The following is an 18,344-nucleotide window of genomic DNA, read 5'->3' as shown; positions in this document are numbered from 1 at the left end:
TGAACTACGTGACATGGAGCAGACGATAAGGCGCGGCCACGGCAGGTGGCAAATACGAAAAAACGATGGTTTGAGCGGATCGCCCGATAGTTCAGCGCGCGGCCGCGGACCGTTGCTGGCGATGGGACTTTCGGTACATCGCCGGCGGCTTGCCGGCGATGCGTGCGAACGCGGTACAGAAGGCGCTATCAGAGAGATAGCCGATGGAAAGCGCGATATCGCCGATTGACCGGTCGCTGTGAATCAGCGCGTCCTTTGCGAGTGCGATGCGCCAGTTCGAAAGATAGGTCGCCGGTGCAACACCTACACGTTCGTGAAAGCGCCGCGCGAATACGGCGCGCGACATGCCGACGTGCTTGGCGAGCGCGTCGACCGTCCATTGCCGCGCGACGTCGGCATGCATGCGCTGCAGCGCTGACGCGATCTGCGGATCGGCCATGCCGCTCAGCCAGCCGGTGCGTTGCCCCTCGATCTGCAGCATCGGACGACGCAGGACCTCCACCAGCATGATCTCGACGAGGCGGCTCATCACGAGGTCTCTGCCCGCGAGGTCGCAGACCGCTTCCGCGCCGATCAGTTCGAGCACGCGCGCGAGACGCCCCGCCTCCTCATCTGACGAGCGCAGGTTGATCATCTGCGGCAGCAGTGCAGCGAGCAGGGCCGCGTGCTCGGGCCCGGTCTGGAAGTGCCCGCCTACCAGACGTGTACGCTCGCCCGGCGCCGGGTCATCCCAGCGCACGTAGTCCTCTTCGCGAGACTTGCGGCGCAGCGCGTTGAGCGTCGGCATCACCTTGAGGTCACTCGCGAGGCAGTAGCAGATCCTGCCCCCGAGCAGGAAATAGTCGCCCTCGCGCATCAGCATCGGCCGCCCTTCGTCCGGCACGTACCAGCAATGCCCCTCGACCACGAGACAGAAGCGCGGTGTGTCCCGGTAAGGCACACCGAGACCCCAGCGGCCTTGCGCCTCGACGGTACGCCACAGCACGGTCTGTGGCTCCATGAGACGCACGATGTCCGTCAGCAGGTCCATTCGAGACGATCCGTAAAGAAATCGAGATAGTTCATTATGGATCATCTCCGCCCCTTTGGATAAGGTAGCTCCACAAACAGGCCCGCCGCCGCGTCGGACGAGCGGGCGCCGCCTGGCCTCGCGGGGCAGTTCGCTCCGTGCAAGGAGACGGCGGACACGGTGGAGACTCGCATGAACAAACTGAAGGACCGCATCGTGATCGTCACGGGCGCGGCGCAGGGCATGGGCCGCGCGATTGCCGTCGAGGCCGCGCGCGAAGGCGCCGCGTGGGTCACGCTGGCCGACCTGCAGGCCGACAAGGGCGAAGCGGCCGCGCAGGCCGTGCGGGAGGCCGGCGCACAAGCCTTTTTCATTCAGACTGATCTTTCGCAAACCGAATCAATTCGTCGGATGATTGCCGAAACGGCGGAGCGCGCCGGTGGCATCGACGTGCTCGTGAACAATGCGGGCGTGACCGACGACGGCCTCACGGGCCGCGCACCCACGATCGAAGACCTCCCCGAGGCAGTCTGGGACACGGTGATGAACGTGAACCTCAAGGCGATGTGGCTCGCGACGCGCTTCGCCGCGCCCTGGCTGCGCCGCTCCACGCGCAGCCCCGCGATCGTCAACGCGGCTTCGGTGGCGAGCACAGTCGCCTATCCGGGCCTGCCCGCCTATGTCGCGAGCAAGGGCGGCGTCGTGATGCTGACGAAGGCAACGGCACTCGATCTTGCTGCGGCCGGCATTCGCTGCAACGCCTATGTGCCCGGTGCGATCGACACGCCTATGCTGAGCCACAGTCTGGATCACGCGGCCGATCGCAAGGCGGCCGAAGCGCGCCTTTACGGCACGCACCTGATCCCGCGACTCGGCCGGCCCGAAGAAGTCGCGCGGCTCGTCTGCTTTCTCGCTTCTGAGGAAGCCTCGTTTTCGACTGGGGGCACCTTCAACGCCGACGCCGGCACGCTCGCCTGGCGCGGCGTGCGCTGACAAGGAGCCTCGCGATGAACATGCGCCAGTTGCAGTACTTTCTTGCCGTCGCCAGCGAGCTCAACTTCACCCGCGCCTCGGAACGCGTGAACATCGCGCAGCCTGCGCTTTCCGCGCAGATCATCGCGCTGGAGGAGGAGCTCGGCACGCCGCTCTTCACACGCGAAAAGCGCAAGGTCATGCTGACACCAGCGGGCGACATTCTCGTCGAGCACGCGCAGCGCGTACTCAATAGCGCCTCGGCGGCAATCGCGGCCGTACGCGCCTCGGGACGCGGCGCGAAAGCGCATTTGATGGTCGGTGCGATCTATACGGCAATCTACTGCTTTCTCCCTAGCACGCTGCGTCTGTTCAAGGCGCTCGCGCCAAACTCCGACGTGAGTCTGCAGGAGATGACGATCGCGCAGCAAATCGCGGCGCTCAAGGAAGGGGCGATTGAAGTGGGGCTCGTGCGCGGGCACATCTACGATCCGAGCATCGTGACCGAGCTGCTCTACCGCGAACTGCTCGTCGTCGCCGTACCCGCTGGCAGCGAGTACGACCGGCCCTGCCCCGTCGAGCTGAAGGATCTCGCGACCTGGCCGCTGATCGCCGTCGCGCGCGGCAGCGCGAGCGGACGCGGCTACGCCGACCGCATCCTCGACATCTTCGAAGAAGAAGACCACAAGCCGACTATCGCGCGTGAAGCGTACGACATGCATACGTCCGCCTGCCTCGTGGCTGCGGGCATGGGCGTAGCCGTGGTGCCGGCCGTCATGCAGTTGATGAAGCCGATCGGCATTGCGTGGCGCCCGCTCGTGGCGCAGACGCCGGCCGTGTCGCTCTCGCTCGCGTGGCACAAGGATCGCGTACCGCCGCTGCTCGAGAAGTGGCGCGAGGCCGCGCGTGACAGCGCGAACACGCTGATGAGCGAGCATCCCGAGCTGTTCCTCGACGCTTCGCGACGCAAGACCGTCATGCCCTCCCCCCTGGAACTGGAAGCCTGAACCGCGGCGGCAGCGTCCACGCACCGCCGCCGTGCCCGGTTACCACGTGACAGGCAACGTCTCCAGTCCCTGCACGAAGTGATCCCCCTTGCTGCGGATCTCGTCCACCGGTATGGCAAAGCGCAGTTGCGGCATGCGCTCGAACAATCCGCCGAACACCACCTGCAGCTCCGTTCGCGCGAGCGGCTGGCCGAGACACTGGTGGACGCCGTAGCTGAATGCCACGTGATGGTCGGCCTTGCGCGTGATATCGAACCTTTCCGGCTCGGGAAACGCCTGCGCGTCGTGGTTGGCCGCCAGGATCAGCGCGATCACCCCCTCGCCCTGGCGAATCAGCTGGCCGGCGATTTCCACGTCCTCGCGCGCGACGCGAAACGCGTTGTAGTGCACGATGGTATGCAGTCGCAGCATCTCGTCCACCGCATTGCGCAGCAGCGCGGGTTCGGCGCGCAAGCGCGCGAGCTGGTCCGGGTTCGTGAGGAAGCTATAGACGCCCAACGCCATCTGGTTCGCCGTCGTCTCGTGGCCCGCCATCAGCAGCAGTTCCGCCATGATGACGAGCTCGCGGTGCGACAAGTGGCCGGGCCGAACCTGCTCGACGATCAGCCGGCTCAGCAGATCGTCCCGCTCTTCGGCGTCTTTCTCGCGCTCCGTGATGAGTGCGTCCAGATAGCCGAGGATGCGCTCCGAAGCCGCGCGCGGCACCTCGGGACCGACATCGAGCAGCACCTTCAGGCGACTTTGCTCCTGAAAAAACGCGTGGTCCTTGCGCGGCACGTCCAGCAGCCAGGCGATCACTTCCGAAGTCAGTGGCAGGAACAGGTCTTCCACGAGATTCGCGGGCGGCCCCTTGGCGAGCAGTTCGTCCACGAGCCGGTTGAAGATCGATTCGATCATCGGCCGCATGGCCGAGACCTTCTTCACCATGAACTCCTTCGTCAGCATGCGGCGAAAGTGACCGTGCTGCGGCGGGTCCATGCGGATGAACGCGGGCTCCAGCTCCAGCACCGCGTTGCGTGCGGCAGAGAGGCTCGGAAAGCCCGGGGTGGACGGGTCCCCGCTGAAGCGGTTGTCGGCCAGCACGGCGCGTACATCGTCGTAGCGCGTGAAGAGCCAGGCGTCCTTGCCGTCCCACATCTTCACTTTCGCCGGGCCGTCCTGCTGCTGAAACTCGCGATACTCGCGCGGCGGCAGGAACGGGCACTGCCGCGCGATGGGAAACGCGGCTTGGGCCGTTGCGCCCGAACCGAACGGACATTGAGACATATTTGCTCCTCTTGCAGTCTCGCGCGGCTCAAAGGCCGCCGTTCACGTCGAGCGTCGCGCCCGTCACGTAGCGCGCGTCGTCGCTGACGAGAAAGCCGACTGCCGCGGCGATCTCCTCGGGTTCGGCCGCGCGCTGCAGGCCCGAACTCGCGATCAGCTTGTCGCGAATCTCCTTGGGGACTTTCTCGCCCATCGCCGTGTTGATGGTGCCAGGCGAGACGGCCGCCACGCGGATCCCGTGCGGCCCTAGCGGCTTGGCGAGGCTCTTGGTCAGGTTGACGATCGCGGCCTTGGAGCCGCCGTAGTCGGTCACGCCGCTGCCCGTGGAAGCCACGATCGAGGCGAGATTGACGATCACGCCGCCACCGCCGGCCTTGATGAGCCGCTTCGCGACTTCTTGCGCGAGGAAGAACGGCGCGCGCGTGTTCACGCCATACGTGAGGTCATAGTCGGACGGCGCGATATCGAAGAAGGTCTTGCCGTGCCAGACACCCGCGTTGTTGACGAGCACGCGAATCGTGCCGTGCTGCGCGCCGATGGCTTCGACGGCGGCCTTGATCTGGTCGTAGTCCGTGATGTCGCATTGCCGGTAAGCGAAATCGCCCTTGGGGGTGTCACCGACGTCGAGTCCGACGACGCAATATCCCCGCGCGCCCAGATTTTTCGCGATGGCCTGGCCCGTCAGGCCGTTGCACCCCGTGACGACTGCTACTGGTTTGCTCATAAACATGTGCTCCTGAGTCGATTGAAAGTTCAGCGTTGCGCCGGGAGCGGCGCACGTTCGCTTCACGAAACGGGCTATTCGCCCTCGCTCTCCAACGCAACGAAGGCCGGCCAGGCCGTGCCGCCCGTGCTGGCCAGCGCGTCGTCGTGTTCGCCGAGCATTGGCGGCGCGAGCCGGATCTGCGTCGGCGTATCGGAGAACTGCAGCGGGTTGTTGATGACCTTGAACACACCGCCCTTCGGGTGATGCAGCGTGCGCAGGAGGTTCTGCACCACGTGGACGTCGCTGAACACCTCAGGCCACGTGCGCACCGCCCCGTAGATCGCCCCCGCCGAGGAAAGCGCCGCCTCCCAGTGAGCGAGATCGCGGCTAGCGAACGCGGCGCAAAGACTCTCGTCGACGAGCGCGCGATTGGCGAGCCGCGCGGCCTTGGTCGCGAAGCGAGCGTCGGTCTTCCACTCGCTCTTGCCGAGCGCATCGCAGAGGATCTGCCAGAACTTGTCGTTGATCGTGATGATCATGATCTGACGCTCGTCCGCCGTTGCGTACGTGTTGTTCGGCACGATGTCCCAGTGCTGGTTGCCCATGCGCGTGGGCGTGATGCCCGTGAGATCGAAATACACGTCGCGCGGCACCTGGCTGAAAATGCTCGCGTCGAGCATCGAGAGGTCGACGCGCTGGCCCTTGTCCGTGCGCTCGCGGGCCTGCAGCGCCACGAGCACGCCGATCGTCGCGATCAGCGCCGTCACGAGGTCCGAGAACGGAAAGCCGGTCTTGAGCGGCCCGGACGACTCGGTGCCCGTCACCTGCATCACGCCGGAAACGGCCTGGATCACCATGTCGAGCGCTGGCCGGTTCTGGTCGGGACCGTTGCGGCCGAAGCCCGAGATCGAGCAATAGACGAGGCGGGGATTGATTTCACGCAGCGCTTCGTAGCCGAGGCCTGCCCGCTCGATCAGGCCCGGCCTGAAGTTCTCGACCAGCACGTCGGCCTCGGCGGCGAGCGCACGCGCGGTGGCCCGCCCCTGCTCGCTCTTCAGATCGAGCACGATGCTGCGCTTGTTGCGGTTCACGCCGAGAAAAAATGCGCCGTCGCCGCCAAGCGTGGTCTCGCCCGAGCGCCGGAACGGGTCGCCGTCCGGTTGCTCGACTTTCAGCACGTCGGCGCCGGAATCGCCGAGCATCATCGTGGCGAACGGCCCCGTCATCATCTGCGTGAAGTCGAGCACCTTCAGGCCGCCGAGCGCCGATGTCCCGCCCGCTTTCATGCGCGCTCCTTCTTCACGTAGAACGCCTCGCGCTCATGATTCGACGCCTTCACACCCTTGTCGCGGCGCTGCTTCATGAAGTTGTATTCATCGGCTTCGTAGCGCACGTTGGTTGCGAGCGCATGCAGCACGTGGCCATACGAAAACTGGCTTGTGATGCCGAGTGAATCCATCGCGAGGCTGGTGGCCGCCTTGCCCATGACGATGCCGTCGCGCGGCAGGCGCACGATGCGCTCGGCCCAGGCTTCGCCGGCTTCGGTCAGATCATCGAGCGGCACGACCTTGTTGACGAGTCCGGCGGACAGACACGTTTGCGCGTCCCAGACGTCGGCCATCAGCAGCAGTTCACGCGCCTTGCGCGGCCCCAGCGTCATCATTTCCCATGCGGCGAAATAAGCCGCGCCGGAGAGTCCGAGCTTCTGCTCGGGGTGGCCCATTTTCGCCGTGTCGGCCGCGATCACGAGATCCGAGCCCTCCGCCAGGTAGAGGCCGCCGCCGAGGCAATAGCCCTTCACGAGCGAGAGCGTCGGCTTCAGGAACTTGAAGACGCGCTCGAAGCGTTCGAGATATCGCTTGTCGTGCAACAGCCGCGCGCGCTGGCTCGGCTTGCGGGGGCGCCCCTTGTCGTCATAGGTCGTTTCCCCGTACTCGCTGCCGACTTCCGCGAGGTCGTGGCCGGTGCAGAAGTCGTCTCCGGCGCCTCGCAACACGACCACCCGTACATCGTCGTCGTGCTCGGCCCGGTCGTAGCACTGCATGAGCTGATCGAACATCGCGTTGGTCATCGCGTTCTTCTTTTCGGGACGATTCAACGTGATGTAAGCGCGGCCGTCGCGGGCCAGATAGTCGACGCTGCCTGTCATGTGCCTGTCTCCTTGACTGTGGCTTGAACGAAAGGGGCACGTGGCGCGAAGTCGCGCGCCTCGCGCCCGGACGTTGCGTTGCGCGCCGTTTCGGACGACGCGATACAGGCTCACTCTAACGACCGATCGCATGCGCTGACCAATACTGTTTGCAGAGGTTTCCAGAAGATATTCCTCTGGAACGCACCTCAACTTCTTCCTCTAACTGGATCGGAAAATCGTATTGGTGCGCAGCGGCGCACCGTGTCTATCCTGTGGTCGCGCGTCATCCCATGACGCTGCACGCAAACAACAAGCACAGAACGGAGACACATCCCATGCAGTCCTCGCTCAAGCGCGCGGCGGCCGGCGAACCGCACGTCCGTCCCTCCTCCTCTCCACTACAGGCAGACCCACGATGAATCGCGAACGACCCTGGTACCGTTGGTACGTCCTCCTCGTCCTGACGCTGATCTATGCGTTCGGTTATGTCGACCGGCAGATCGTCACCATCCTCGCGCCCTTCCTGAAGAAGGACATGGGCATTTCAGACGCGCAGCTGGGCCTGCTTTACGGCACCTCATTCGCACTGTTCTACTGCGTGTTCGGTATCCCGCTCGCGCGTCTCGCCGATGGCTGGAGCCGCGTACGCACGCTCGTGCTCGGCCTCTCGTTCTGGTCGCTGATGACCGCGCTCTCGGGGCTCTCTCGCAACTTCGCCCAGCTCGGCGCGGCACGAGTGGGCGTCGGCGTGGGCGAAGCGAGCGCCACGCCAGCCGCGGTCTCGCTGCTCGGCGACTACTTCGAGCGCACGCGGCGAGGCACCGTGCTCGCGCTCTATTCCGTGGGCGTGTATGTGGGGGCGGGTGCGTCGCTCGCCATCGGCGGCTCGATCGTGGCCGCCTGGCAGCACGCTTATGGCTCGGCCGGCGCCGCCCCGCTCGGGCTGAGCGGCTGGCAGGTATCGTTCATGGGCGTTGGCCTGCCGGGCATCGTTCTCGCGCTCGTGGTCCTGCTGACCGTACGCGAACCGCAGCGCGGCCGGCTCGATACGGTGCCGGCCAAAGCGGACCCGCACCCGTTCGCTCACGCCATGCGCGACCTCGGCGCGATGGTGCCGCCGTGGAGCTGGATGCATCTCGCCGCACTCAATGCACCGCCGCGCGAATACGTGCGCAATGCGGCCTACCTGGTCATCGCCGCGTGCGTGGTCACTTTCGCGACATGGGGCACGAACGGCATGCTCTCCGCCAGCCGCAACGTGCAAATCGGCGCCCTTTTCGGTATGCCGATAACCAGCAACTTCGTTCAATGGCTGGCCATTGCAATCGCCGTGTATGTCTGCTCGAACTGGTATCAGGCCACGCGGCTCGGCGACCCGGCCGCGTACAGGCTCATCACAGGCTCAAAGGCCTTTACGGCCGTCACGGTTGCGGGCGCCTTCCTCGCCTTCGCGATGAACGCCGTCAATGGCTTCGTGTTCGTCTACGCGAGCCGCAAGCTCGGTCTCACCGCCGAGGCCGGTCTGCATCTAGGCATCATCGCGATCTTTGCGGGCGGCCTCGGCATCACGATCAGCGGCTATCTGTGCGATTTCGCCAAGCGCAGGCATCCGCTCGGACGCCTCTACTTCGTCTGCTGCACCGCCACCTTGTTCACGGCCGCAAGCGTCGTGCAGTACCTCACGCCAAGTGTGAGCGTGTTCTATTGCGCCTACGCTTTCGCCACGTTCTTCGTGCCGATGTGGTTCGGCCCGCTGCAGGCTACGACTCAGGATCTCGTGATTCCGCGCCTACGTGGGACCGCATTCGCGGCGTTCTCGCTAGGGCCGAACATTTTCGGGCTCGGGCTCGGCCCTTACTGCGTTGGACTCCTGAGCGACGCGACCGGCGACCTGCGCCTCGCCATTCTATGTGCACTAGCTGTTCTGCCCGTGTCGATCGCCTCGCTGATTGTCGCGGGAAGGTCGCTCGTAGACGGCGAAGCCGCCGCGCAAGCAGAGCTTGCCGCTTACGACGCGGCCGCCACGCAAGAACTGGGTGGCGTGGTGGCAGCCCACCAGCTCACCGACTGAATACCCCGTTAAAAGAGGATCCGACATGACTGCACTGACCCAGCAACTCGCCGAGTTCGTGACCGAAACGCGCTTCGATCATCTGCCCGATACGGTTGTCGCCGAGAGTAAGCGTCTGTTGCTCGATACGATAGGCTGCGCGCTCGGCGCCGTGCACACGGAAAGCGGTCGCATCGCGCTCGACTACGTGAACATGCTTGGCGGCAACTCAGACGCGACCGTAATCGGCAGCGCGGCGCGCAGCAGCGCCACGAGCGCGGCCTACGCGAATGCGCGTCTCGCCAACGTACTCGACGCCGACGACACGTTCCCGACTTCGACGCACTTCGGTAACGCGACGGTCTTCTCCGCGCTTGCTCTCGCCGAAATGCAGGCAAGGAGCGGGCGAGAGCTGATCACGGCAATCGCGGTGGGATTCGATCTCGGTGCGCGCATCGGCAGCTGGATGGGCGCACCGATGCAGATCGAAAACGGCCAGGTCACCGGCTGGAACGAGCTGGGCGGACCCGCGGCGACCATCTCGTGGGCGGCGATAGGCGCGGCCTCGAACATCGCCGGGCTCGACGCTCGACAGGCCAATCACGCATTCGGCATCGGCGGCGCCAACTCGCCTCAGCCGACGCTGCGCAAATGGGCCGAATCTGTCGAGCAACCGATGTACAAGTACGCTGATGCGGGCTGGTGCGCCGAAGTCGGCGTGTCGGCAGCGCTGCTCGCGAAGCTGGGCAGCACGGGCTTCAAGGACTTTCTGGACGGCGACAATGCGTTCTGGAAGACCTACGGCTCGCCGACGCACGACGACGCCGCGCTCATGTCCGGTCTCGGCTCGCGCTGGCAAATCCTCAACACGACCTACAAGCCCTGGCCGTGCTGCCGCTGGATCCACCATCCGCTCACCGCCTTCACGCGCCTGATGGCCGAACACTCGCTGACGGCAGGCGAGATCGAGCGCGTCACGGTGCGCGCGAACCCGTTCGCGCTCACCCGCATCTTCCGCGAACAGCAGCCTGCCGACATGCTGAGCGCCGAATTCAGCCATGCCCACGCGCTGGCTGCCGCGGCGCACGGTGTGCCGCCGGGACCGCTCTGGTACGCGCCGAAGACGATGAACGACGACTCGATCGCGGCGTTCCGCGCGCGGGTGAGCGTCGTCGCGGAGCCGAGCTCGGCGAACATCGCCGAATGGATGACGGGCGGTCAGTGGCGCGGCGTGCCGGGCGGCGTCGACATTCACGCACGCGGACGCGTCTTCAGCGCGACCGCCGATCACGCGCTGGGCGATCCGTGGAATCAGGAGACGCATTTCACCGACCAGGCCTTGAGAGCCAAGTTCAATGTGATGGCGGGCCTCGACACGCTTGGCCGTGGTGCTTCGGCATTGGTGCAGGCAGCAGGCACACTGGCCGACGCAGTCATGAATATCGAAGCCCTGCCCGTCTCGCGCATCTCGGACCAGCTGCAGGTAGTGTTCGAAGCGGGCGGGCGTAGCTAGACATCGCAGGTGCGGAGCGCGTGCAGTATGGTGCGCTCCGGACGCCGGCCCGAGCTGCTCGCCAGTCTCGCGCGGGTAGTCGCCACCGGCCTCGCGGTGGGCGCTCGTCCCGTCGGCACCGCTCTCACGAAAGCACAAAGAACCAGCGTGTCTTTTTGCAGCCTACGCTTCAAGCGCGTCTGATGGCCTTTGCGTAGCACCGTGCAAGTCAGCGGTCCGAATTCCCAGCAACATCAAGGCTGCAATAGCAGCCAGGCCGGCTGCCAGTTCGAAGGCGGCATGATAGCTACCTGAACGTGCGTAGATTTCCCCAAAGAGCGCCGGCCCACATCCGAGGCCGAAGCTAAAGCAAAACATCAACGTTCCATACACCGCACCCAGGTGCCGACGGCCAAACATGCGCGATGCCAGATATGCAAGGCTATCGACTTCCGATCCCAATGCGATCCCGATCAGCACGGCAGCCACTGGCACCGTGGCTGCGGATATGCCGGCAGCAAGACACATGAAGGCGAGCGCGGCGCCGAAAAACACGAGTGCGGTGAGATGGGGGGCGCTGAAGCGGTCGAGCAATGCGCCGAACGCAAACCGCGCAATCATCATCGCCGCGCCGACGATCGTCATGACAAACGACGCCGATTGCGTTCTCAGGCCAAAATCGGAGAGCACGATCGGAAGTACGTGGGTACCGGCGCCCACCACGACGGAGAGCAGGAAAAAGCTGATGGCAATGAGCCAGAATGGCCGCGTACGAACCGCATGACCCAGCGTCATCCCCCGCTCCGCGGCCATGTCAGGGGTAGCGACACGATTCACGCCCGGTTGTTTGCGCACCTTCCCCACTGGTGCCTCATAGAGCAGAAACGCAACAGACGGGATGCTCACTGCCCAGACGATGATGGCGAGCGCAACATAGGCATGGCGCCAACCGAACGCATTGATGAGCGCAGCCGACAGCGGCGGAAACACAGCGACACCTACCCCGCTCAATATCATGGCCGACCCGAGCGCCAGTCCGAGACGTTTCTCATGCCAGTCCGCAACCGCCTTCACGTACGGCACCGGCACCTGTGCGGCGCCGAACAGAAAGCTCAGAGCGAAGAAGAAGGTGAAGCTTTGCGGGCTATTGGACAATACGCCAACGAGCATTACGCCCACGCCCAGCGACGGGCCGGCAAAACGCGCAACACGTCTCGCGCCGAACCGGTCGACAGCGAGCCCGGTCAACGGAGAAGCTAGTGCAACGAGCAATTGACCCCACAATGCCGCGGAACTGACGTCGGCACGGGACCAACCTGTGCTCTCGACGATCGGTTTCACGAACACCCCGAAACTGAACAAGAGGACCTGCCCGGTGCCGAGAAAGAGATTCAGTCCCGCGCCAATCACGACACACCTGGCTTGCCGCCTGAGCGGGTGCCCTGATGAGGGGCTGACGGCGGGCGCTTCCTTGATCAATTCTCGTTGTATGCTCAACTTTTCGCTAGCAAATGTTCGCGGCACCACCGGCATTCGACCTGCCCCTTCGGGCGCAGCGAAGCGTTTGTCGATAGACAGATACCCGTTCATGTGCGCCACGCTCGAACGTCGATCTGCACGTGATCTCGCCGGACACAATACAGGTCCACTCTATCGCCCGCGAGCCGACGCTGACCAATAGTCTTTGCCGTGGTTCTCAGAGGAAATTCCTCTGATTCGAGTCTTCAGTTCGTCCTTCAATTCGATCGGAAAATAGTATTAGTGCCCGGTAACGCATCGTGCGTATCCTGCTACTGGCAGCGTGCGGGCGGGTTCCGAACAAGTCACGTTGACGTGTCGTGATGCTCCTGCATATATTAATGGTTAATCCAATGACCTTTCAACGACATGAGTGATTCCACCAGCCGTGCGCCTGTTCGCGCTCCGTCCCTCTTCATTCTCGTTTGCATTACCCTCTCGGGCACCTTTCCGCTGCACGTTTTCGTGCCCGCATTGCCGCTCGCAGCTAGCGAACTGCACACCTCGTCGGCAGGCATCGGACTCACCATCACGCTCTATGTGATCGGCCTGTCGATCGGGCAACTGATCTATGGACCACTCTCGGACCGCTACGGTCGTCGTCCCGTGCTGCTCGGGGGCCTCGCGCTATTCGTGGTGGCGAGCCTTGCAGCCGCCTTTGCACCGTCACTCAAAAGCCTCGAGTTTGCGCGCATCGTGCAAGCGCTCGGCGGCTGTTCTGGCCTCGTGCTCGGTCGTGCAATCACGCGGGATAGCTCCGGATCGACCACACTGATCCGACGCCTCGCCACACTCAGCATAGCGATGGCGGTCGCCACTGCGATTGCACCGATTATCGGAGCACAATTCGTGGAGCACCTTGGCTGGCGTCCGATCTTTCTCGCGCTCTCAACCGTCAATGTGCTGATCCTGGCCGCCGTGTGGCTGCGGGTACCGGAAACGCATGCCGCCTCGCGCGGGGTAAAGGCGGGAGCCTACGCGCGCAGCTATCTGCAGCTGTTGCGTTCACCTGCGTTCATTGCGCACAGCCTTGGCGGCGCGAGCGCCACGACCGGCATCTATGCGTTTCTCTCCGCCTCGCCATTCATTCTCGAAGCAAAGCTCGGGCTCTCCACACAGGCGTTCGGCTTCGCGTACTTCTCGCTGGTGGTCGGGCTCGCGAGCGGACAAAGTACGGCAAAGCGGCTCGCCGGCAAGGTGTCCGCACGCACGGCGCTCATCTCGGCAAGCCTCATCATGGGGGCGGCATCGGCGAGCCTGCTCGTGTCGTGGTATTTCGACACGCTCACGGTAGCAGCCGTGATGGCGCCGATGATCGTGATGTTCTTCGCGACCGGGCTGTCCAGTCCTTTCGCGATCAGCAGCGCGCTCGACGTCGAGCCCGGTGTGGTGGGTGCAGCGGCCGGCCTGTATGGCTGCCTGCAAATGGGCTATGGCGCACTCTGCACTGCAGCCGTGGGGCTCGTGCCCTCCAATCCCATGCTCTCGATGATCGTCGCGCTGATCGTGTCGAGTGCTATTGCGTGGGCATCGTTCAAAGCCGTGCCGCGAGTGGTTCAGCCAGCCGATCAGGGCTCCGTTGCGTAGCAACGACCGAGAGTGCCGTGCCGCGATGCTGCGCCCTGTGGCGTCAACACGAAAAAGGGCAGCAATTAGGGTTTGTTCTCGTTTGACAGCGAAAACCGTCTCCTCGATAGTTCAATCCAATGGTTCATCCAATGAACTATTGAGCCAAATGTCTGACGACATCAAAGCAGTGAACAATTTACCCGGTTTGGCGATCATTTCCATACGAGGAGACGAACTTGAGGCTTGGAAAACCCCTGTTGAGCATGCTTGCGCTAGGCGTCGCAAGCAGCGCCTGCGCGCAAAGCAACGTGACGCTCTACGGTTTGCTCGATGAGGGCATCAACTATGTGAACAACGTGCAAACGGCTGCCCCCGGCACTGCCAAGGGTCGCACTGGCGGCCCGGTATGGTCGATGTCGTCAGGCGTTCTCCAGGCGTCGCGTTGGGGCCTGCGCGGCAACGAGGATCTCGGCGGCGGCTATGCCGCCGTGTTCGTGCTCGAGAACGGCTTTGACGTCGGCACGGGGCGCTTTCAACAAGGCAACACGTTCTTTGGACGACAGGCCTTCGTCGGGCTCAGCTCGCAACACTGGGGCAAAGTCACGCTCGGACGTCAATATGATTCAATCGTCGACGTGATCGGCCCAATGCAGGCCGGTACCTACGCCGGCGGTGCGTTTGCCGACCATCCGGGCGATATCGACAACGTTGCCGACTCGCAGCGCATCAACAATTCGATCAAATACACGAGCCCCAGTTTCGCCGGCGTGACGCTCACGGGTCTCTATAGCTTCGGCGGCGTTGCGGGGTCGTTTGGCCGCAACAGCATCTGGTCGGTCGGCGCGCACTACGAGTCTGGCTCGCTTGCCCTTGCGGCAGGCTACATGCATATCAACAACCCCAATCAATCGTTCTACGGCAACAACGCGAGCAGTTCGACGACTGCCAACAACCTCGGCGCAACGAGCGGTGTGCAGGTCAATCCGATTTACGGCGGGTTCGCCTCCGCCCGCACGCTACAGATCGCAGCGGCGGCCGCTCAGTACGCATTGGGATCGCTCACCGTGGGGCTCGGCTACTCGAACATTCGCTTCCAGGACCTCAACGATCCGGCTTCCGGCACGCTCTCGCTCACCAACCCGTTCGGTTATACCGGCAACGCGGCATTCAATAACTACAACATCTATGCCGGTTACTACATCACGCCTGTGTTGTTCGCCGGCGCCGCTTATAACTATCTACGCGGTGGCGCGATAGACGGCAAGAAGAGCGCCAGCTATCAGACGATCAACGCTATGCTTGACTACTTCCTCTCGAAGCGCACCGACGTCTATCTCGCGGCCGCGTGGATGAAGGCCGCCGGCGAGGACTCCACAAGGCAGGCTGCCGTGCCCTATATCGTCACGCTAACGCCCGCAAACAACCAAAGCCAGTTCGTTGCACGGATCGGCATTCGACACAAGTTCTAAGCCTCAAGTGATGCACGAAACTCGAGGCCGGCTATCCATGTCGGCCTTTTTTCATTCAAACGTCCGCTTGACATCCCGCATTGCTCCGCTCAACATAGTGCAAATATCAACGGTTGAACCAATGACATTCTCGGGCGAGGCGAACGCACCGTCCTATCCGGAGCCATCAGATGCCAGAAACCACCTACCCCGCCGCAACCGCGCGCAAGCGTCCCCTCGACGGCGTAACCGTCATCGAAACATCGAGCTTCCTGACCGGCCCGTTCGCCGCGATGATGCTTTCCGACCTGGGCGCCGACGTCATCAAGGTCGAGCCCCCCGGCGGAGACGGCTTTCGCAAGTTCGGCCATAACCGCGGCGGGTTCGGCGCATCATGGACCAACGCAAACCGCGGCAAGCGCAGCGTCGTCATCGACCTGAAAACCGAAGAAGGCGTCGCGCGAGTGAAGGAGTTGATTGTGCATGCTGACGTGCTGGTGGAGAACTGGCGCCCGCGCGTCGCCACATCGCTCGGTCTCGGCCAGGACGTCCTTGCGGCGCTCAATCCCCGTCTCGTGCGCTTGTCGATCAACGGATTCGGTGACACCGGCGCGCTTGCCAATGCTCCCGCGTTCGATTCGCTCATCCAGGGTCGCACCGGTATCGTTGCTGCCGAAGGACGCAACGGCAAGCCATCCGTCACGCCATTCAACATGGTCGACAAGATCACCGGCACGTTCGGCGCTCAGGCCATTCTCGCCGCGCTCTACGAGCGCGAGAAGACCGGCGCGGGCGCGCACCTGAAGCTGCCCATGCTTGATGTCATGGGCTATTTCAACTTCCCCGATATGTACCAGCACCGCACGTTCGACGGCGACACCTCCGCGTGGAAGCCGCCTGCTTCGCAGGTACTGGAGACGTCGGACGGACATGTCGTGATCTCTCCGGCGAACGGTGCGCAGATGTCGAAGACGCTCAACGCCATCGACCGTCCCGAATGGAAAACCGATTTCAAGCAGATGACCGATCCCGTCGCGATGGCCGAGGAGTTCTTCCGCCGCGTGGGCGAAGTCGTCAAGACGCGCGACACGGCCTTCTGGCTCGACCGCTTCGAGTCGCTCGACGTCCCCGCCGCGCCGGTCTTTTCGCTTGATGACTACCTGAACGACGCCCAGGTGAACCATAACCGGGTGTTCGAGTTCGTGTCCTCGCCGGTCGGCCCGATCCGCACGGCGCGTTATCCGGCGACGTTCGACGACCGGCGCCTCGCCGCGCGATTCGGGCCGCCGTCGATCGGCGAGCACGACTCCGAAATCTGAATATTTTGATTTCTTTTACAACCTTCTTTCCAGTCCATAGGAATCCAATATGAAACTCGCGAGTTTCGACGGCGGCCGGATCGGCCTCGTGAACGGCGACGACATCATCGACATCACCGGCGAAGTCAACGTCACGCCCGGCGCGTGGCCTCCCGTCGGCATGCTGCACGTGATCGAACGCTTTCCTTCACTCAAGGCGCGCCTCGCCGCGCTGGCCGAGAACGCGCCACGCAAGCCTCTCGAGCGGGTGCACCTCGAAACGCCCATCGCGTGGCCAAACAAGGTGATCGCGTTCCCGGCCAACTATCACGCGCACGTCGAGGAGATGAAGCGCGGCACCGGTCTCATCTCACCGTTCAAGGCAGATGGCCAGGGCTTCTTCCTCAAGGCCAATTCGAGCCTGAGCGGTCCTGCAGAACCAATCGTACTGCCAAATATTCCCGAACGGCAGATTCACCACGAGTGTGAACTCGCCGTCATCATCGGCAAGGGAGGACGGCAAATCACCCGAGAGCAGGCACTCGAACACGTATTCGGCTATGCCTGCCTCATCGACGTGGTGGTGCGTGGCAAGGAAGAGCGCGTGATGCGCAAATCCTATGACACGTTCTGCCCGGTCGGCCCGTGGATCGTCACAGCAGACGAGGTGCCCGATCACACGGCGATCGATCTGCGGCTCACGGTCAATGGCGAGCTGCGTCAGCAAGCCAGCACGCGTGACCTGATCGTCGATATTCCCGAGATGATTCGCATGGCGTCGGCCGTCATGACGCTCCATCCGGGCGACATCATCGCGTCGGGCACGCCCGCCGGCGTAGGCCCGATCACGGGTGGCGACAAGGTCGTCATCGAAATCGCACACGTCGGTTCAATGACACTTGACGTCATACAGGGCGAGAACGGCGGCCATCCGGTCTGGGACAAGTCGCGCACCCAGCCCGATCCCGCCTCCGTCTCGACGCCATGACGGGAGCGCCGCAGATGGACGAAAGTCGCCCCGACTCGTCAACTGCGCCGCTGCGCGACGAGCAAATCGCCGCTGGCGACGGGCTCAGGCTCGCCGCCAGCGTTGCCGGAGAACGCGGCCAGCCCGGTGTGGTCCTGCTGCATGGCGCGGGTCAGACGCGCCATTCCTGGCGTGGCACGGTGGCCACGCTCGGCGCGCTCGGCTACCATGCGCTCGCCTACGATGCGCGCGGCCACGGCGAAAGCGCCTGGTCGCCGCAGTCCGACTATTCGTACGAACGCCTGGCCGACGATCTCGATTCCGTCGTGCGCCACTTGGGCGGCGCCCCTGTGATCGTCGGTGCATCGATGGGCGGCATGACCGCACTGCACTCGATTGGCCGCGCGCAGGCCGGGTACGCCCGCGCGATGGTCCTGGTCGACATTGCACCACGCGTCGAACCGGAAGGCTTGAAGCGCGTGCATGACTTCCTGAATGGACATCGAAACGGCTTTGCCAACTTAGAGGAAGCCTCCAACGCCGTCGCCGCCTACAACCCCCACCGCCCGCGCCCGAGCAATCCCCAGGGCTTGATGAAAAACCTGCGCTGGAGAGAGGATGGACGCCTCTACTGGCACTGGGATCCGAGCTTTTTCGAACGACGTGACAAGCCCTCGCGGGAACGTCACGCAGCGAGGGTGCTCCAGACATGCCAAAGCGTGACGATCCCCGCCTTGCTCGTGGTGGCTGCGCAAAGCGACGTGGTGGGCCGCGAGGGCATCGAAGAGTTGCGCGAGGCATTGCCGCAACTGGAGATCGGCCTTGTGCGTGGTGCCGGTCACATGATTGCCGGCGATCGCAACGAAGCGTTCAACGAGGCGATCTTGCCGTTCATCGAGCGGTCCATGTGA

15 protein-coding genes are annotated in these 18,344 nt (G+C 63.8%); 9 read left to right on the top strand and 6 right to left on the bottom strand.

The genetic code is table 11. From position 1 onward, the window contains the following. Nucleotides 1–91: 91 nt before the first annotated feature. Nucleotides 92–1,030 carry an AraC family transcriptional regulator gene (locus A3CW_RS0119930; protein ID WP_028205145.1) on the bottom strand — a complete coding sequence of 313 codons (939 nt, stop codon included), beginning with the start codon at nucleotides 1,028–1,030 and terminating at the stop codon, nucleotides 92–94. Nucleotides 1,031–1,201: 171 nt separating this feature from the next. Here A3CW_RS0119930 and A3CW_RS0119925 point away from each other — a divergent pair, with 171 nt between their 5' ends. Continuing rightward, a complete protein-coding gene (locus tag A3CW_RS0119925; protein ID WP_028205144.1) occupies nucleotides 1,202–2,002 on the top strand; it encodes an SDR family NAD(P)-dependent oxidoreductase in 801 nt (266 codons plus the stop codon). A gap of 14 nt (nucleotides 2,003–2,016) precedes the next feature. Continuing rightward, nucleotides 2,017–2,988 (top strand): LysR substrate-binding domain-containing protein, encoded by a 972-nt coding sequence (locus A3CW_RS46925; protein ID WP_035513281.1) that lies wholly within the window; start codon nucleotides 2,017–2,019, stop codon nucleotides 2,986–2,988. Nucleotides 2,989–3,027: 39 nt separating this feature from the next. Here A3CW_RS46925 and A3CW_RS0119915 read toward each other — a convergent pair whose 3' ends face one another. The 4 genes from A3CW_RS0119915 to A3CW_RS0119900 all read right to left on the bottom strand — a co-directional run bounded on the left by A3CW_RS0119915 (nucleotide 3,028) and on the right by A3CW_RS0119900 (nucleotide 7,109). Then, a complete protein-coding gene (locus A3CW_RS0119915) occupies nucleotides 3,028–4,254 on the bottom strand; it encodes a cytochrome P450 (RefSeq protein ID WP_028205143.1) in 1,227 nt (408 codons plus the stop codon). Between the two features lie 28 nt (nucleotides 4,255–4,282). Further along, nucleotides 4,283–4,978, bottom strand: coding sequence for an SDR family NAD(P)-dependent oxidoreductase (locus tag A3CW_RS0119910; RefSeq protein WP_028205142.1), 696 nt, complete (start codon nucleotides 4,976–4,978; stop codon nucleotides 4,283–4,285). A 74-nt stretch (nucleotides 4,979–5,052) separates the two neighbouring features. Beyond that, a complete protein-coding gene (locus tag A3CW_RS0119905; protein ID WP_028205141.1) occupies nucleotides 5,053–6,246 on the bottom strand; it encodes a CaiB/BaiF CoA transferase family protein in 1,194 nt (397 codons plus the stop codon). Further along, nucleotides 6,243–7,109 (bottom strand): enoyl-CoA hydratase/isomerase family protein, encoded by an 867-nt coding sequence (locus A3CW_RS0119900; RefSeq protein ID WP_028205140.1) that lies wholly within the window; start codon nucleotides 7,107–7,109, stop codon nucleotides 6,243–6,245. The genes A3CW_RS0119905 and A3CW_RS0119900 overlap by 4 nt, the downstream gene beginning before the upstream one ends. A 397-nt stretch (nucleotides 7,110–7,506) precedes the next feature. Between A3CW_RS0119900 and A3CW_RS46920 the strand changes: the two genes are divergently transcribed. Next, entirely contained in the window at nucleotides 7,507–9,162 is a 1,656-nt protein-coding gene (locus A3CW_RS46920) for an MFS transporter (protein WP_051481589.1), read from the top strand. A 25-nt stretch (nucleotides 9,163–9,187) separates the two neighbouring features. After that, entirely contained in the window at nucleotides 9,188–10,654 is a 1,467-nt protein-coding gene (locus A3CW_RS0119890) for an MmgE/PrpD family protein (RefSeq protein ID WP_028205139.1), read from the top strand. Between the two features lie 162 nt (nucleotides 10,655–10,816). Here A3CW_RS0119890 and A3CW_RS0119885 read toward each other — a convergent pair whose 3' ends face one another. After that, nucleotides 10,817–12,223: an MFS transporter gene (locus A3CW_RS0119885; protein ID WP_035513280.1), complete on the bottom strand. Its 1,407-nt coding sequence runs from the start codon at nucleotides 12,221–12,223 to the stop codon at nucleotides 10,817–10,819. Nucleotides 12,224–12,520: 297 nt separating this feature from the next. Between A3CW_RS0119885 and A3CW_RS0119880 the strand changes: the two genes are divergently transcribed. The 5 genes from A3CW_RS0119880 (at nucleotide 12,521) to A3CW_RS0119860 (ending at nucleotide 18,344) form a co-directional block, all read left to right on the top strand. Next, entirely contained in the window at nucleotides 12,521–13,738 is a 1,218-nt protein-coding gene (locus A3CW_RS0119880) for a multidrug effflux MFS transporter (RefSeq protein WP_028205137.1), read from the top strand. Nucleotides 13,739–13,983: 245 nt separating this feature from the next. Next, nucleotides 13,984–15,189: a porin gene (locus A3CW_RS0119875; protein WP_035513278.1), complete on the top strand. Its 1,206-nt coding sequence runs from the start codon at nucleotides 13,984–13,986 to the stop codon at nucleotides 15,187–15,189. 170 nt (nucleotides 15,190–15,359) lie between these two features. After that, a complete protein-coding gene (locus tag A3CW_RS0119870) occupies nucleotides 15,360–16,487 on the top strand; it encodes a CaiB/BaiF CoA transferase family protein (RefSeq protein WP_028205135.1) in 1,128 nt (375 codons plus the stop codon). A gap of 49 nt (nucleotides 16,488–16,536) precedes the next feature. After that, nucleotides 16,537–17,454, top strand: coding sequence for a fumarylacetoacetate hydrolase family protein (locus A3CW_RS0119865; protein ID WP_028205134.1), 918 nt, complete (start codon nucleotides 16,537–16,539; stop codon nucleotides 17,452–17,454). A 14-nt stretch (nucleotides 17,455–17,468) separates the two neighbouring features. Continuing rightward, nucleotides 17,469–18,344 carry an alpha/beta fold hydrolase gene (locus A3CW_RS0119860; RefSeq protein ID WP_063750844.1) on the top strand — a complete coding sequence of 292 codons (876 nt, stop codon included), beginning with the start codon at nucleotides 17,469–17,471 and terminating at the stop codon, nucleotides 18,342–18,344.

The sequence above is a fragment of the Paraburkholderia nodosa DSM 21604 genome, assembly GCF_000519185.1.
In the GTDB taxonomy this organism is placed as follows: Bacteria; Pseudomonadota; Gammaproteobacteria; order Burkholderiales; family Burkholderiaceae; genus Paraburkholderia; species Paraburkholderia nodosa.
This window is presented reverse-complemented; position numbering and strand designations above follow the sequence as displayed.